The organism is Pseudomonas parasichuanensis (assembly GCF_021601385.1).
Taxonomy (GTDB): Bacteria; Pseudomonadota; Gammaproteobacteria; order Pseudomonadales; family Pseudomonadaceae; genus Aquipseudomonas; species Aquipseudomonas parasichuanensis.
The window spans coordinates 1-16,169 of record NZ_BQHO01000025.1 but is presented as its reverse complement, the minus strand read 5'-3'; the positions used below and the strand labels follow the sequence as shown (position 1 = coordinate 16,169).

The following is a 16,169-nucleotide window of genomic DNA, read 5'->3' as shown; positions in this document are numbered from 1 at the left end:
CATGGCCATGGACCTGTTGCACAGCATGCAGGCATTCGTCCGGGTCGCCGAAAGCGGCAGCTTCAGCCAGGCGGCCCTGGCGTTGAACATCTCCTCGTCAACGGTCTCGCGCCAGGTCGCTGCGTTGGAAGAGCAGCTCTGTGCGCGCCTGCTGCAACGCACTACCCGTAGCGTCGCGGTGACCGAGGCCGGGCAGCGCTACCTGAAGCGCTGCAAGGCCATTTTCGACGAGATCGACACGGCGGCGGCCGAGGCGGCCAGCGCACGGGCCCAGGCGGCAGGGCGCCTGCGCCTGCACACCATCACCGAGTTCGGCCTGGAGCACCTGATGCCGCTTGTGGGGGGCTACCGCGAGCGTTACCCGCAAGTGGCCATCGACCTGTCGCTGACCGAAGACACCCCGGCCTTGCTGGAGGAGGGGCTGGACGTGCTGGTCACCCTGTGCCGAAGGTTGCCCGACTCGGAATTCGTGGCCCAGCACCTGGGCCAGGTGTGCAGCGTGCTCTGTGCATCGCCCGCGTACCTGGCCCGGCACGGTATGCCGGGCAGCCCGGCTGAGCTGGGTGACCACCCTTGTGTGCTGCTGAGTGACCCGCTGTATCCGGGCGGTTGGCATTTCGACGACGCGCTGTTCAGGTTCCAGGAAGTGCTGCGGGTCAACCAGCCCGAGGCGGCCTGCCAGGCCACCATCGCCGGCATGGGGATTTGCCTGCTGCCCAGTTTCGTCGCGGCCAAGGCCCTCGGCGAAGGGCGCTTGCTGCGGGTGATGCCGCAGCTGCGCCTGCACCCGCGCGAGGTGTATGCGCTGTATTCGTCACGGCGCTTTCTCGACGCCAAGATCCGCACCTGGGTCGACTACCTCAAGGCCCATCTGCCGGGGGCGTTCGAGCGCGACCAGGGGGTGCTCGACGATCCGCGGTGCTGGGCATCGCCCCCGCCTCAGCGCTTGAGCGCCTCGTGCGCGAGCACGTTGCGGTTGGTGTCGAGGTTTTGATCGGCGGATATGCGCCCGACGCTGAAGCCCTTCTGGTCCCCGGCCCGCCGGTGTTTTTGTAGCGCCCTTGAGATCGAGCGCCCCCCGCGCGGCGCTCGATTTCAAAAACACTGGCGGCCCTTGTCCGCCCACACGGCTGCCGAGCGCATCGTGTTCGTGTGTGCTCTGAACTAGCCCAGCCCAGGCTGATGCATGCAGGCGTTCAGGTCTTCCAGAAACGCCTGCAGGATCGGCGGTGGCGATACCCCGCGGCGGGTGATGACGTCGAACGGCGAGGTCAGGTCCAGGCGGCTGGCGCCCAGGCGGCGCATGTCGCCGGTTTTCACCCACTGCTCGGCGAAGTGCACCGGCAAGAAGCCGATGTAGGCGCCGGAAATGATCAGGATCGCCGCCGCCTCGATGTTCTCCACGGTGGCGGCGGCCTTGCTCACGCCCAGTTGTTCCAGGTCGTACTGCTGCATGTAGCCGCGCACGACGATATGGCAGCCGCGCACCTCTTCCAGCAGCCGGCCATTGGTTGCCTTGCTCCCATACAGCGGGTGGCGCCGGCCACAGTACAGCCCTAAGGCTTCGTCATACAGCGGCAGGTAGGACAGCCCCGGCACCCGCAGGGGGAAATGGCCGATGGCCAGGTGCAGCCGACTGTCCAAGACGCGCTCTTCGAGCTCCGCCGGGGCGCCGATGTAGATGTGCAGGTGGGCGTCGTGCCCGCGCGAGACGAAGCGCTGGGTGGTGCGCGGCAGCGGCGAGGCGGCATCGGTCAGGGTCGAGTCGATGATGCCCAGGTTGAGCTTGCCGCTGATGTGCTGCTTGAGCACGTCGGCGTCCAGGCAAAAGCTCTCCACGGCACTGAGCAGGCGCAGGGTGGCCTCATGGATGGCGACCCCTTGCTCGGTCAGGCGAAAGCCGCTGCGCCCGCGCTGGCACAGCTTCACCCCCAGGCGGGTTTCCAGGTGGGTCATCTGTTCGCTGATGGTCGACTGCCCAGCGTTGAGCGCGGCTTGCGCGGCGGAAAAGCCGCCGCACCGGACGATGGTGGTGAATACCCTGAGAAGCTTCAGATCGACATCGTGGAGCTGGATCACCCTGGCCTCCTGGGCGGTTGCTCACATCGCCGAGGCTGATATGAGTGTCCGCGCACTGTTTTTTCCGAAGCTAACCATGTGCAGCTGATCGCCGCAATGCCCGTGGCGTCGGGCATAGGTCTACCGGCAGATACTTCGGCTATGACGATGTATGCATCTGCACTTGCGCATTTTTCCCTGTTCGGCCCGGCGCCATAGTGGCTGCAACGGCGGTGCGCAGGCACCCCCGTCTCCTGACCAGAACAATAAGTGGAGAAACCCGCACATGGCTAAGCACGGTTATGAATCCGGCCGCCTGAACCTGCCCTTCGTGGGCCATTGCACCTTCGCCAAGGCGCCCATCTGCACCGACTGGGCGGCCATCGATGCCGACGTGGCCATCCTCGGCGCGCCCAACGACATGGGCACCCAATGGCGCTCCGGCGCACGCTTCGGGCCGCGTGGCATTCGTGAGGCATCGACGCTGTTCTCGTTCGGCCACTCCGGCGCCTACGACTTCGAGGACGACGCCACCTACCTGACCGAAGACCAGCTGCGCATGGTCGATGTCGGCGACGCCGATATCGTCCACACCGACATGGCCACCAGCAACGCCAACATCGAGTCGGCCGTGCGCCAGATCCTCGCGGCCGGTGCCATGCCGGTGGTGCTGGGCGGCGACCACTCGATCCACGCGCCGGTGATCAAGGCCTTCGAAGGCCGCGGGCCGATCCATATCGTGCACTTCGACGCGCACCTGGACTTCGTCGACGAACGCCACGGCGTGCGCTACGGCCACGGCAGCCCGCTGCGCCGCGCCTCGGAGCTTGAGCACATCGTCGGCATGACCCAGCTGGGCATCCGCAACGTGTCGTCCTCCAACCGCGACGACTACGACGCCGCCCGCGACGCCGGCTCACAGATCCTCTCGGTGCGCGACGTGCGCCGCCTGGGCTGCGAAGGCGTGCTGGCGAAGATCCCGGAAGGGCGCGACTACTACATCACCATCGACATCGACGGTTTCGACCCGTCCATCGCCCCGGGTACCGGCACCCCCAGCCATGGCGGCTTCCAGTACTACGAAGTGCTGGAAATCATCCAGGCACTGGCCCGACGCAGCCAGGGGCGCGTCGTCGGCATGGACCTGGTGGAAGTGGCCCCGGCGTACGACCCGGCCGGCGTCACCTCGATCCTCGCCGCGCAATTGCTGATGAACAGCCTCGGTTTCATCTTCCATGCCCGCGCCAAGGCGCGCTGACCCGGAGCTACGACAGTGGACAACAAGGTCAAAACCTACCTGCAGGCCTTCGGCGTTTGTGAGGCCACCCAGCGTTTCCTGTGCAAAGCGCAGCGCATGTTCATCGGCGGTGAGTGGCTCGAAGCCAGCGACGGCACCAGCGCCGAGGTCATCGAACCGTCCACCGAGGGCGTGCTAACACGCATCCCCATGGGCACCGCCGACGACCTGGACCGCGCGGTGCAGGCCGCCCGCGCGCAGTTCGATGGCGGCCCCTGGAGCCAGTTCAAACCGCTGGAACGCGAACGCCTGATCCACCGCCTGGCGGACTTGATCGAAGCCCATGGCGATGAACTGGCGCAGATCGAGTCGATCGACATGGGCAAGTCGGTGGCCCAGGCCCGCGCCGTGGATATCCAGGGCACGGTCGATACGTTGCGCTATTTCGCCGGCTGGGCCAGCAAGCTGCATGGGCGCACCGTCGAGCCGTCGCTGCCCGGCAACTACCTGGCCTACACCCGCAAGGAGGCGGTCGGTGTGGTGGGCGCCATCGTGCCGTGGAACTTCCCGCTGCAGACCATGGCCTGGAAGCTCGGCGCGGCCCTGGCTACCGGCTGTACGGTGGTGGTCAAACCGGCGGAACTGACCTCGCTGTCAGCCCTGCGCGTTGCCGAGCTGGTGCAGCAGTCGGGCATCCCCGATGGGGTGATCAACATCGTCACCGGGCGCGGCAGCGTGGTGGGTGAGGCGATGTCGCGCCACCCGGGCATCGACAAGCTGAGCTTCACCGGCTCCACGCCCGTGGGCTGCTCGGTGGGCAAGGCGGCGATGGACCAGATGAAGCGCCTGACCCTTGAGCTGGGCGGCAAGTCGCCGGTGATCGTGTTTGCCGACGCCGATATCGAGGCCGCCGCCGAAGCAGTGGCCAACGGCGTATTCTTCAATTCAGGGCAGGTGTGCGATGCCGGTACCCGCGCCTATGTCGAGCGCAGTGTGTACCCGGCCTTCCTGCAAGCGCTGGCCCGCTACACGGCCACCCTGAAGATCGCCCCCGGCCTGGACCCGGACTGCTTCATCAGCCCCATGGTGTCGCGCCAGCAACAGCAACGGGTGCTGGACTACATCGCACAAGGCAAGGCTGAGGGCGCGCAGGTTTACTACGGCGGCGAGCCGGTCGAAGGCCCGGGTTACTACGTGCAGCCGACCATCTTCGCCAATTGCGACAACAGCATGCGCGTGGTGCGCGAGGAGATTTTCGGCCCGGTGCTGGTAACCGCGCCGTTCGACACCCAGGAGCAGGCCCTGGCGCTGGCCAACGACACCGAGTACGGCCTGGCGGCGGCGCTGTACAGCAACGACCTGGGCAAGGTCCACGGGCTGATCCCGCGCCTGCGCGCCGGCACGGTCTACGTCAATGCCCACAGCACCCTGGACCCGTCCATGCCGTTCGGTGGCTACAAGCAGTCCGGTTATGGCAAGGACATGGGCGCGGAACAACTGGAGTTCTTCCTGGAGACCAAGGCGGTCTGGATCACCTTGCCTTGAGGTAGCAAGGCCGGCCTGCGTCGCCTGGCGTGCGACGCAGGTTCATCAACGCATCGAATTTCAACAATAAGAACCTGTCGAGGTGATGCCCAATGAACAGCCAAGTGGATGTCGAGCGTGCGCAAGACCTGGAACGGCGCCTGCGCGCCTATGAAGAACTGGAGGGCAGGGCGCACTGGCCGGGCGCATTGACCGCCCGTGACGTGATTGCCCTGGCCCTGCTGACGCTGGTGATGGTCGCCGGCGCCTACCTGCTCGGAGGCCAGCCATGAGCCGGTTGCGCGAGCAGGAGTTCCGCCTGGCTGCGGAACGTGGCGACACGCCGTTGCTACCCAATGAACGGGTCTGGGGCTTCTGGGGCTATGCCTACGCCAACTCGGCGCTGGCGGTGGCCACCTGGGTGTTCCTGATCGGCGGTGCCACCGCTTTGTTCGTCGGCCCGATGCAGGGCATCGCCGCGATCGTCATCGGCAATATCCTCGGGGTGGTGCTGGCCTCCGCGTCCACCTGCCTGCCGTGCGGCAAGTACGGCGTCGAGCAGTTCACCTACCTGCGCGGCATGTTCGGCCTCAACGGCAGCCGCCTGGTGTACTTCCTCTCGGTGGTGGTGCTGACCATGGGCTGGCTGGCGGTACTCGGGCTGATGTGCGGGCGGGCGCTGGACAACCTGGAAACCCTGGTACAGCACGCCCAGCCCGACGGCGATGGCTGGCTGGTGACCGCCGGGGCCCTGCTGGCCATTGTGCTGGCAGCGCTGGTGGCCATTCGCGGGCCGGACATGATCCGCCTGCTGAGCGCGCTGATCGCGCCCAGCCTGATCCTGATCATGCTGGCGCTGATGTACTTCATCCTGCGCAGCCACAGCCTCGCCGAACTGCTGGCCATGCCGCCCTTGCAGCCGCCGTTCGAGAACCCCCACGTCAACTTCATGATCGCGGTGGAAATCAACATCGCCGCCGGCTTCTCCTGGTGGCCCTACATCGGCAACCTGTCGCGCCTGTGCAGCAACCAGCGCACGGCTTTCTGGCCGAACCTGGTGGGCATCTTCGGCGCGGCGGTGCTGGGTGAGTCGGTCAGCCTGTTCGCCGCCACCACCCTGGGCAGCAGCGACCCCACCGCCTGGATGCGCGTGGCCGGGGGCATGGCCTTCGGGGTGATCGCCCTGGGCTTCCTGGCCCTGGCCAACCTCACCGGCATGGTCAACATCCTCTACACCGCGGTGATCGGCTTGCGCCAGCTGGCCGGGGAGCGCCTGCGCAGCCTGGGCTGGGGGGTATTGATCGGGCTGTTCTGCATCATCCCGGTGGCCATCGTGGTGCTGTTGCCGGGGATCTACGACGGCTTCTTCATCTTCCTGGTGTGGACCTCGGCACTCAACAGCGCCCTGGCCGGCATCGGCATTGCCGATTACTTTTTCCTGCGCCGCCAGCGGGTGAACCTGCGCCACCTTTACGCCGAGCAAGGCGCCTCGCCACTGCGCTTCTGCAAGGGCTTGAACCCCATCGCGCTGCTGGCGCTGGTGGCGGGCTTCGCCATCTACGTGGTGGTGTTCAACCCGCAAACCCTGGCCCACACCACCTTCTTCACCTTCGCCACCGCCTCGCTGCCGTCCTGCCTGCTGGCCGGGCTGGTCCACTACGGCCTGACCCGCCTGCTGGCGGCGCGCCTGGGCTGGGGCGGCTACCCCAAGGGCAACCAACACCACGATCGGGCCGCCGGCCTTCGCGTACAGGACTGAACCATGAACAAGCGATACGACTACATCATCATCGGTGCGGGCTCGGCCGGCTGCGTGTTGGCCAACCGCCTGACCGAGGACGCCGGTACTTCGGTGCTGGTCCTGGAGTTCGGTGGCAGCGACCGCAGCGTGCTGATCCAGATGCCCAGCGCGTTCTCCCTGCCGATGAACACCAGGAAGTACAACTGGCGCTACGAGACCGTGGCCGAGCCGCACCTGGACGGCCGGCGCCTGCACTGCCCACGGGGCAAGGTGCTCGGCGGCTCGTCGTCGATCAACGGCCTGGTCTATATCCGTGGCCACGCCTGCGACTTCGACGAATGGGAAAGCCTGGGCGCGAAAAACTGGAGCTACCGCCACTGCCTGCCGTACTTCAAGCGTGCCGAAACCTTCAAGTTCGGCGGCGATGACTACCGTGGCGGCGCCGGGCCGCTGGCCACCAACAATGGCAACAACATGCAGAACCCGCTGTACGGCGCCTGGGTCGAGGCCGGTGCAGAAGCGGGCTACATCAAGACCGACGACTGCAACGGCTACATGCAGGAAGGCTTCGGTGCCATGCACATGACGGTCAAGGACGGCGTGCGCTGGTCCACCGCCAACGCCTACCTGCGCCCGGCCATGAACCGGCCCAACCTGACCGTGGTCACCCACGCCATGACCCGGCGCATCCTGCTCGACGGCAAGCGCGCGGTGGGGGTGGAGTACGACGAAGGCGGGCAGACCCACAAGGTGCTGTGCAACCGCGAGGTGCTGGTGGCGTCCGGCCCGATCGGCTCGCCGCACCTGTTGCAGCGCTCCGGCATCGGCCCCGAGGCGGTACTGAAAAAGGCCGGCATCGAGGTGCGCCATCACCTGCCGGGCGTGGGCGAAAACCTGCAGGACCACTCGGAAATCTACATCCAGTACGCCTGCAAGCAGCCGATCACCCTCAACGGCAAGATGAGCCTGCTGGGCAAGGCGATGATCGGCCTGCGCTGGCTACTGTTCAAGGATGGCCTGGGCGCCAGCAACCACTTCGAGGCCGGCGGTTTCATCCGTTCCTCCAAAGGGCTGCGCTGGCCGGACATCCAGTTCCACTTCCTGCCGGCGGCCATGCGCTACGACGGCGACAAGCCGTTCAAGGGCCACGGTTTCATGGTGCTCACCGGGCCGAACAAGCCCAAGAGCCGCGGCCATGTGCGGGCGCTGTCGGCCGACCCGTACCAGCACCCGGAAATCCGCTTCAACTACCTGCAAAGCGAAGAGGACCGCGAGGGCTTTCGCCGCTGCGTGCGCCTGACCCGCGAGATCCTCGCCCAGCCGGCCATGGACCGTTTCCGCGGCGAAGAGCTGGCGCCCGGGCCCCAGGTGCAGACCGACGAGCAGATCGACGCCTTCGTGCGCGCCAACATGGAAAGCACCATGCACCCCTGCGGCTCGTGCCGCATGGGCGAGGACGACATGGCGGTGGTCGATTCCACACTGCGGGTGCATGGGTTGCAGGGGCTGCGGGTGATCGACTCGTCGGTGTTCCCCAGCGAGCCCAATGGCAACTTGAATGCGCCGACCATCATGCTCGCCGAGCGGGCGGCGGACCTGGTGCGCGGGCGTGAGCCGCTGGCACCGAGCGATATGCCGGTGGGGTTGGTGGGGGATTGGGAGGCGCAGCAGCGCAGCCGTGCGCCGGTGCGCAAGGTTGGCGCCTGAGGAAGGGTAGGGACGAAAGTTTTGGTTTGCCAGTCATGGCCTCATCGCCGGCAAGCCGGCTCCCACAGGGTTAGCGCATGGCCTGGGGTTATGCGGTCGGGGTGGGAGCTGGCTTGCCAGCGATGAGGCCATCACAAGCAGTATAAGGCGTTGCCAATGGCGCGGACCGAATGCGCTCCATTGTAGCGATATCGCTACAGGGCGGGTACGGGCAGGGTTTACGACGCCTTCACGGCAATTGAAGGGTGAATAAACCGGTTTTATTGGAGTGACTTCATTACGGAACATTAGTGCGAAAAACGTATTAAGCACCGAATCCAGCGGCCTCTGGCCCTTGGCACATACCTTGCTCTTTCCCTTGCGTTCGGCCGGGCTTCAAGACCAAAAGCCCGGCTCGGAAAGTTGAACTTGTGACGTTATAAAAACAATTAAACTAGCAAGGTAAAAATAATGAACAACTTGCCACATGGCCAACGCCCGCCTGAGGCTGACGGCCACGAACTGCAGCGCAGCCTGTCCAACCGCCATATCCAGTTGATCGCCATCGGCGGTGCCATCGGTACCGGCCTGTTCATGGGCTCGGGCAAAACCATCAGTTTGGCCGGCCCGTCAATCATCTTCGTCTACATGATCATCGGCTTCATGCTGTTCTTTGTCATGCGGGCGATGGGCGAACTCTTGCTGTCCAACTTGAAGTACAAATCCTTCATCGACTTCTCCGCCGATCTGCTGGGGCCGTGGGCCGGGTTCTTTACCGGCTGGACTTACTGGTTCTGCTGGATCGTCACCGGTATTGCCGATGTGATCGCGATTGCCGCCTATGCACAGTTCTGGTTCCCCGATATACCCCTGTGGCTGCCGGCCCTGACCTGCGTCGGGGTGCTGTTGTCACTCAACCTGGTGACCGTGAAACTGTTCGGCGAAATGGAATTCTGGTTCGCCATGATCAAGATCGTGGCCATCTGCGCCCTGGTGTGCACCGGCCTGTACATGGTGGCGGCGGCCTACCAGTCGCCGGCCGGCAACGTCGCTTCGCTGGCCAACCTGTGGAATGACGGCGGCATGTTCCCCCATGGCGCCATGGGCTTCTTCGCCGGTTTCCAGATCGCCGTGTTCGCCTTCGTCGGCATCGAGCTGGTAGGCACCACCGCCGCTGAAACCAAGAGCCCGGAACGCAACCTGCCACGGGCGATCAACTCGATCCCGCTGCGCATCATCATCTTCTACGTGTTCGCCCTGGTCGCCATCATGGCCGTGACCCCCTGGCGCGAAGTGGTGGCCAACAAGAGCCCCTTCGTCGAGCTGTTCGTGCTGGCCGGGCTGCCGGCGGCGGCGGGGATCATCAACTTCGTGGTGCTGACCTCGGCGGCGTCCTCGGCCAACAGCGGGGTGTTCTCTACCAGCCGCATGCTCTACGGCCTGGCGGTGGACGGTGATGCGCCCGGCAGGTTCGGCGCGCTGTCCCGCCGCGCTGTGCCGTCCAATGGCCTGATCTTCTCCTGTGTCTGCCTCACGGCGGGGGCGCTGGTGATCTACCTGGTGCCGAACATGCTCGATGCCTTCACCTTGATCACCACGGTGTCGGCCCTGCTGTTCATGTTCGTCTGGTCGATGATCCTGCTGTCGTACCTGGCCTACCGCAAGCAGCGGGCGCACCTGCACCAGGTGTCGAAGTACAAGATGCCCGGTGGCACGCTGATGTGCTGGGTATGCCTGGCGTTCTTCGTGTTCATCCTCGGCCTGCTGGCCCTGGAGGCCGACACCCGCCTGGCGCTGTACGCCGTGCCGGTGTGGTTCGCCGTGCTGGGCCTGGCCTACCGCTCCCTGCGCCAGAAACGCCAGGAGAACGGGCAGTTGTCCCTCGATACCGATTGATCGGCACGTTCACGTTTCAGCCAGGGGGACGGCGCCAAGTGCGTCGTCCCCCTGTTGTCGTTTGCCAAGCAGGGAGTTGCGATGAGAATCCACGTCACCTTCGTCGACCGCGTCGGCATCACCCAAGAGATCCTGGCACTGCTGGGGGCACGCAACCTCAACCTGGACGCGGTGGAAATGGTCCCGCCCAACGTCTACATCGATGCCCCGGCGCTGTCGCAGGCCGTGCTGGACGAACTCCACGCGGCGTTGCTGGGCCTGGACGGCGTGCAGGCGGTCGAGCTGGTCGACTTCCTGCCCGGCCACCGCCGGCGCCTGCAACTCGAAGCACTGCTGGCGGCGATGAGCGACCCTGTGTTGGCCGTGGACCCGAGCGGCCATGTGCTGCTGGCCAACCCGACCCTGGTCAGCCTGATCGGCCATGAGCCGGCCGGTGAGCCGTTGTCGCGGCTGTTCGCCGTGCCCGACCTGGCCCAGACCCTGATCGCCAAGGGTTTTCGCCTGCCCATGTGCGAGGTGGAATTCCAGGGCCAGGCGCTGCTGCTTGAAGCGACGCCCATCAGCGGCGGGGCCGACGGCCTGGTGGGCGGCCTGCTGACCCTGTACCCGCCCAGCCGCATCGGCGAGCGCCTGGCGTCGTTGCTGCATGATTCCACCGACGGGCTGGAGGCGCTGCTGGGGGAGTCGACGCCGCTCAAGGAGCTCAAGGTACGCCTGCACAAAGTGGCGGGCCTCGAGGCGCCGCTGCTGATCCAGGGCGAGACCGGCACCGGCAAGGAGCTGGTGGCGCGCGCCTGCCATGCCCTCAGCGCCCGGCGCGATGCGTCGTTCCTGGCGCTCAACTGCGCGGCCTTGCCCGAGAGCCTGGCCGAGAGCGAGCTGTTCGGCTACGCCGCCGGCGCCTTCACCGGTGCCCAGCGTGGCGGCAAGCCGGGCCTGCTGGAACTGGGCGATGGCGGCACGGTGTTCCTCGATGAAGTGGGGGAGATGTCGCCCTACCTGCAAGCCAAGCTGCTGCGTTTTCTCAACGACGGCAGCTTTCGCCGGGTCGGCGGCGGTGGTGAAGTACGGGTCAATGTACGGGTGGTCTGCGCCACCCACCGCCACCTGGAAGCCATGGTGGCCGAAGGCAGTTTCCGCGAAGACCTGTACTACCGCCTCAACGTGCTCAACCTGAAAGTGCCGCCGCTGCGCGAGCGCGGCAAGGACATCCTGTTGCTGGCCGAGCACTTCCTGCGCCAGGCCTGCGCGCAGATCCAGCGCCCGCCGTGTCGGCTGGCCCTGGCCACCCAGCCGCTGCTGCTGGGCAACCGCTGGGCGGGCAACGTGCGCCAGTTGCAGAACGTGTTGTTCCGCGCGGCGGCCATTTGCGAGGGCGAGGTGATCGACTGCGATGACCTGGAGCTGGCCGGCACCGCCCTGAACAGCCAGCAGCCCGACGCTCTGGAGGTGGTCAGCCTGGAGGCGGCGGTGCAGGGCTTCGAAAAGGACCTGCTGGAGAAGCTGTACGCCAGCTACCCCTCCACCCGGCAATTGGCCCTGCGCCTGCAAACCTCGCACACGGCCATCGGCCAGCGCCTGCGCAAGTACGGCATTGCCAGCCGGGCCTTGTAACGGCCTGGAGCCACTTCGCTCCACTGGAGTGTTTGTGCTCCAGCCGGGCCTGAACCCCGGGTTCATTGGCCCGCCAGCCCAACGGTGGCGGGCGGGCACTGGAGACGGAGTGATTTCGCTCCGCAGTGCAGCCCGGAAGATAGCGTTTAAATATCTATAACCAGTTGAAAAATAACGGTTTTATTGAGTTGGCATTGCCCTTGCTCTGTTACCGGTAGTCCTGTCCCGGGACCCACCTGATAACAAGAAAGGAACATCCATGACCACTCTGCGTTTTACCCCCGAACACGAATGGCTGCGTCTGGAAGCGAGCGGCGAGCTGACCGTAGGCATCACCAGCTACGCCCAGCAGGCCCTGGGTGATGTGGTGTTCGTGCAACTGCCCGAGCCCGGCGCGTACGACGAGGGCAGCGAAGTCGCGGTGCTGGAGTCGGTGAAGGCCGCCAGCAATATCGGCATGCCGCTGGGCGGCACAGTGGTGGCGGTCAACCAGGCCCTGGCCGACGACCCCGAGCTGGTCAACACCTCGCCCATGCAGGACGGCTGGTTCTTCCGCATCCAGGCCAGCGACCTGACTGAGCTCGACAGCCTGATGGACCAGGACGGCTACGACCGCTTCCTGGCCGACAACGCCTGAGCCTGGGGGCCGACATGATCAACGCCATCCCGCTGGGCACCGACAACGAGTTCATTCCCCGGCACATCGGCCCGCGCCAGGCCGATATCGACGCCATGCTGGCGCTCACCGGCCATGACTCGCTTCACGCCCTGATCGACAGCGTCATCCCTGCCAGCATCAAGGGCAGCAGCGTGCTCGAACTGAGCAAAGGGCAGGGCGAAGCCGAGGCCCTGGCCGCACTCAAGGCCATTGCTGGCAACAACCAGCTGCTGCGTAACCATATCGGCCAGGGCTACTACCCGTGCTACACGCCGACGGTGATCCTGCGCAACCTGCTGGAAAACCCGGCCTGGTACACCGCGTACACGCCGTACCAGCCGGAGATCTCCCAGGGCCGCCTGGAAGCGCTGCTGAACTTCCAGACGCTAGTCAGCGACCTCACCGGCATGGAAATCGCCAACGCCTCGTTGCTCGATGAAGCCACCGCCGCCGCCGAAGCCATGACCTTCTGCAAGCGCCTGGCGAAGAACAAGGCCCCAGCCTTTTTCGCCTCACAGCACTGCCACCCGCAAACCCTCGATGTACTGCGCACCCGTGCCGAGCCACTGGGCATCGAAGTGGTGATCGGTGACGAAACGGCGCTGCACGACCAACCCCTGGACGGTTACTTCGGCCTGCTGCTGCAGTACCCGGCCAGCACCGGCGCCATCAGCGACCCGCGCAGCCTGGTGCAGCGTGCCCACGCCGCCGGTGCGCTGGTGGCGGTGGCCGCCGACCTGCTGGCGCTGACCCTGCTGGCCCCACCGGGCGAATTCGGTGCCGACGTGGTGCTGGGCAGCGCCCAGCGCTTCGGCGTGCCACTGGGTTTCGGTGGCCCGCATGCGGCGTACTTCGCCACCCGCGATACGTTCAAGCGCGACATGCCCGGGCGGTTGGTCGGGGTGTCCATCGACCGCTTCGGCAAGCCGGCCCTGCGCCTGGCCATGCAAACGCGCGAGCAGCACATCCGCCGCGAGAAGGCCACCAGCAACATCTGCACCGCACAAGTGCTGCTGGCCAATATCGCCAGCATGTACGCGGTCTACCACGGCCCCCAGGGCCTGACCCGGATCGCCCGGCGGGTGCACCGCCTGACGGCGATCCTGGTAAAGGGGCTGCAACAGCTTGGGCATCAGGTCGAGCAGCAGCACTTTTTCGACACCGTCAGTGTGCTGACCGCGCAGCCTGTGGCCGAGGTGCTGGCCGCCGCCAGGGGCGCACGCCTGAACCTGCGGCTGATCGATGATGTGCGGGTGGGTGTGTCGCTGGATGAAACCTGCGAACAGGCTGCTGTCGAGGCCCTGTGGCAGGTGTTCGCAGCGCAAGGGCAGGCACTGCCGGACTTCACCGCCCTGGCCGCCGACGCGGGCGACCGCCTGCCGACCGCGCTGCTGCGTGAATCGGCTTTCCTGCAGCACCCGGTGTTCAACCGCCATCACTCCGAAACCGGGTTGATGCGCTACCTGCGTGCCCTGGCCGACAAGGACCTGGCCCTGGACCGGACCATGATCGCCCTGGGCTCGTGCACCATGAAGCTCAACGCCGCCAGCGAGATGATCCCGATCACCTGGCCCGAGTTCGGCGCGCTGCACCCGTTCGCCCCGGCCGAGCAGACCCAGGGCTACCGGCAACTCACCGACGAACTGGAGGCCATGCTCTGCGCGGCCACCGGCTACGACGCCATGTCGCTGCAGCCCAACGCCGGCTCCCAGGGCGAGTACGCGGGCCTGTTGGCCATCCGCGCCTACCACGCCAGCCGTGGCCAGGCGGGGCGCGATGTGTGCCTGATCCCGTCGTCGGCCCATGGCACCAACCCGGCCACGGCGCAGATGGCCGGCCTGCGGGTGGTGGTGGTCGACTGCGATGCGCGCGGCAACGTCGATGTCGCCGACCTGCAGCGCAAGGCCGAGCAGCATTCGGCGCAGCTGGCCGCGCTGATGATCACCTACCCCTCGACCCACGGCGTGTTCGAGGACGGCATCAGCCGCATCTGCGCAATCATTCATCAACACGGCGGCCAGGTGTACCTGGACGGCGCCAACATGAACGCCATGGTCGGCCTGTGCGCGCCGGGCAAGTTCGGCGGCGACGTGTCGCACCTGAACCTGCACAAGACCTTCTGCATCCCCCACGGCGGTGGCGGCCCCGGCGTCGGCCCGATTGGCGTCAAGGCGCACCTGGCGCCGTTCCTGCCCGGCCATGGGCATATGGCCAACAAGCACGGCGCGGTCAGCGCGGCACCCTATGGCAGTGCGAGCATTCTGCCGATCACCTGGATGTATATGCGCATGATGGGCGGGGCAGGGCTCAAGCGCGCCTCGCAGCTGGCGATCCTCAGCGCCAACTACATCGCCCGGCGCCTGGAGGAGCACTACCCGGTGCTCTACACCGGCGACAACGGCCTGGTCGCCCACGAGTGCATCCTCGACCTGCGCCCGCTCAAGGACAGCAGCGGCATCAGCGTCGAAGACGTGGCCAAGCGCTTGATCGACTTCGGCTTCCACGCCCCGACCATGTCGTTCCCGGTGGCCGGCACCTTGATGGTCGAGCCGACCGAGAGCGAGTCGAAGGAGGAACTGGACCGCTTCTGCGACGCCATGATCTGCATCCGCGAAGAGATCCGCGCAGTGGAGAGCGGCACCCTGGACGCGCTCGACAACCCGCTGAAGAACGCCCCGCACACCGCCTTCGAGCTGGCCGGTGAGTGGCCCCACGGCTACAGCCGGGAACTGGCGGTGTACCCGCTGGCCACCCTGCGCGAAAGCAAGTACTGGCCGCCGGTGGGGCGCGTGGACAACGTCTACGGCGACCGCAACCTGGCCTGCGCCTGCCCACCGCTGTCGAGCTACCAGGACGCCTGATGATCAGTGTGGGAGCGGGCTTGCCCGCGAACACCGGCAAAGCCGGTGCCAGCCACCGAGTCGCCTGCTTCGCGGGCAAGCCCGCTCCTACAGGTCCCCGGCCAAACACGAATAAAAAGGAAAAAACCATGTTCCACAAAAGCCTGACCCTCTCCGATTTCGACCCAGCACTCTGCGCCGCCATGCAGCGCGAAGCGCAACGTCAGGAAGACCACATCGAGCTGATCGCCTCGGAAAACTACGCCAGCCCCCAGGTGATGCAGGCCCAGGGCAGCGAGCTGACCAACAAGTACGCCGAAGGCTACCCAGGCAAGCGCTACTACGGTGGCTGCGAGCACGTCGATGTGGTCGAGCAACTGGCCATCGACCGCGCCCGCCAGCTGTTCGGCGCCGGTTACGCCAACGTCCAGCCGCACTCCGGCTCCCAGGCCAACGCGGCGGTGTACCTGGCCCTGCTGCAGGCCGGCGACACGATCCTGGGCATGAGCCTGGCCCACGGCGGCCACCTGACCCACGGCGCCAAGGTGTCGTCCTCGGGCAAGCTGTACAACGCGGTGCAGTACGGTATCGACGCCGATGGCCTGATCGACTACGCCGAGGTCGAGCGCCTGGCCCTTGAGCACAAGCCGAAAATGATCGTCGCCGGCTTCTCGGCCTACTCCAAGACCCTGGACTTCGCGCGCTTCCGGCAGATTGCCGACCAGGTCGGTGCCTACCTGTTCGTCGACATGGCCCACGTCGCAGGCCTGGTGGCCGCAGGCCTGTACCCCAATCCGCTGCCCTACGCCGACGTGGTCACCACCACCACCCACAAGACCCTGCGCGGCCCGCGCGGCGGCCTGATCCTGGCCAAGGCCGACCCGGACCTTGAAAAGAAACTCAACTCGGCGGTAT

12 protein-coding genes are annotated in these 16,169 nt (G+C 66.1%); 11 read left to right on the top strand and 1 reads right to left on the bottom strand.

Going from position 1 to position 16,169, the window contains the following annotated elements:
• The first annotated feature begins 7 nt into the window (after window positions 1-7).
• Window positions 8-994 (top strand): LysR family transcriptional regulator, encoded by a 987-nt coding sequence (locus tag L6D77_RS18865; protein WP_232883705.1) that lies wholly within the window; start codon window positions 8-10, stop codon window positions 992-994.
• A 170-nt stretch (window positions 995-1,164) separates the two neighbouring features.
• Here the strand turns inward: L6D77_RS18865 and L6D77_RS18860 are convergent, their stop codons facing one another.
• Window positions 1,165-2,079 (bottom strand): LysR family transcriptional regulator, encoded by a 915-nt coding sequence (locus tag L6D77_RS18860; protein WP_232883579.1) that lies wholly within the window; start codon window positions 2,077-2,079, stop codon window positions 1,165-1,167.
• A gap of 265 nt (window positions 2,080-2,344) precedes the next feature.
• Here L6D77_RS18860 and speB point away from each other — a divergent pair, with 265 nt between their 5' ends.
• From speB to glyA, 10 genes are all read left to right on the top strand, one after another.
• Window positions 2,345-3,316 carry an agmatinase gene (gene speB / locus L6D77_RS18855; protein WP_232883577.1) on the top strand — a complete coding sequence of 324 codons (972 nt, stop codon included), beginning with the start codon at window positions 2,345-2,347 and terminating at the stop codon, window positions 3,314-3,316.
• Between the two features lie 15 nt (window positions 3,317-3,331).
• The gene (locus tag L6D77_RS18850; protein WP_232883575.1) at window positions 3,332-4,840 is read left to right on the top strand and encodes an aldehyde dehydrogenase family protein; all 1,509 of its coding nucleotides are present in this window, start codon (window positions 3,332-3,334) and stop codon (window positions 4,838-4,840) included.
• Between the two features lie 92 nt (window positions 4,841-4,932).
• Window positions 4,933-5,112 (top strand): hypothetical protein, encoded by a 180-nt coding sequence (locus tag L6D77_RS18845; RefSeq protein WP_232883573.1) that lies wholly within the window; start codon window positions 4,933-4,935, stop codon window positions 5,110-5,112.
• A complete protein-coding gene (locus tag L6D77_RS18840; RefSeq protein WP_232883572.1) occupies window positions 5,109-6,578 on the top strand; it encodes a purine-cytosine permease family protein in 1,470 nt (489 codons plus the stop codon). The genes L6D77_RS18845 and L6D77_RS18840 overlap by 4 nt, the downstream gene beginning before the upstream one ends.
• A 3-nt stretch (window positions 6,579-6,581) precedes the next feature.
• A complete protein-coding gene (gene betA, locus L6D77_RS18835; protein ID WP_232883570.1) occupies window positions 6,582-8,267 on the top strand; it encodes a choline dehydrogenase in 1,686 nt (561 codons plus the stop codon).
• A 450-nt stretch (window positions 8,268-8,717) separates the two neighbouring features.
• Window positions 8,718-10,142: a D-serine/D-alanine/glycine transporter gene (cycA, locus tag L6D77_RS18830; RefSeq protein ID WP_232883568.1), complete on the top strand. Its 1,425-nt coding sequence runs from the start codon at window positions 8,718-8,720 to the stop codon at window positions 10,140-10,142.
• An 81-nt stretch (window positions 10,143-10,223) separates the two neighbouring features.
• Window positions 10,224-11,756, top strand: a complete 1,533-nt coding sequence (locus L6D77_RS18825; RefSeq protein WP_232883567.1) for a sigma-54-dependent transcriptional regulator — start codon at window positions 10,224-10,226, stop codon at window positions 11,754-11,756.
• Window positions 11,757-12,015: 259 nt separating this feature from the next.
• A complete protein-coding gene (gene gcvH / locus L6D77_RS18820) occupies window positions 12,016-12,393 on the top strand; it encodes a glycine cleavage system protein GcvH (RefSeq protein WP_232883566.1) in 378 nt (125 codons plus the stop codon).
• Between the two features lie 14 nt (window positions 12,394-12,407).
• A complete protein-coding gene (gene gcvP, locus L6D77_RS18815) occupies window positions 12,408-15,275 on the top strand; it encodes an aminomethyl-transferring glycine dehydrogenase (RefSeq protein ID WP_232883564.1) in 2,868 nt (955 codons plus the stop codon).
• A 128-nt stretch (window positions 15,276-15,403) separates the two neighbouring features.
• Window positions 15,404-16,169, top strand: a 766-nt coding sequence (gene glyA / locus L6D77_RS18810; protein WP_236170109.1) for a serine hydroxymethyltransferase, incomplete at its 3' end; no start/stop codon positions are given.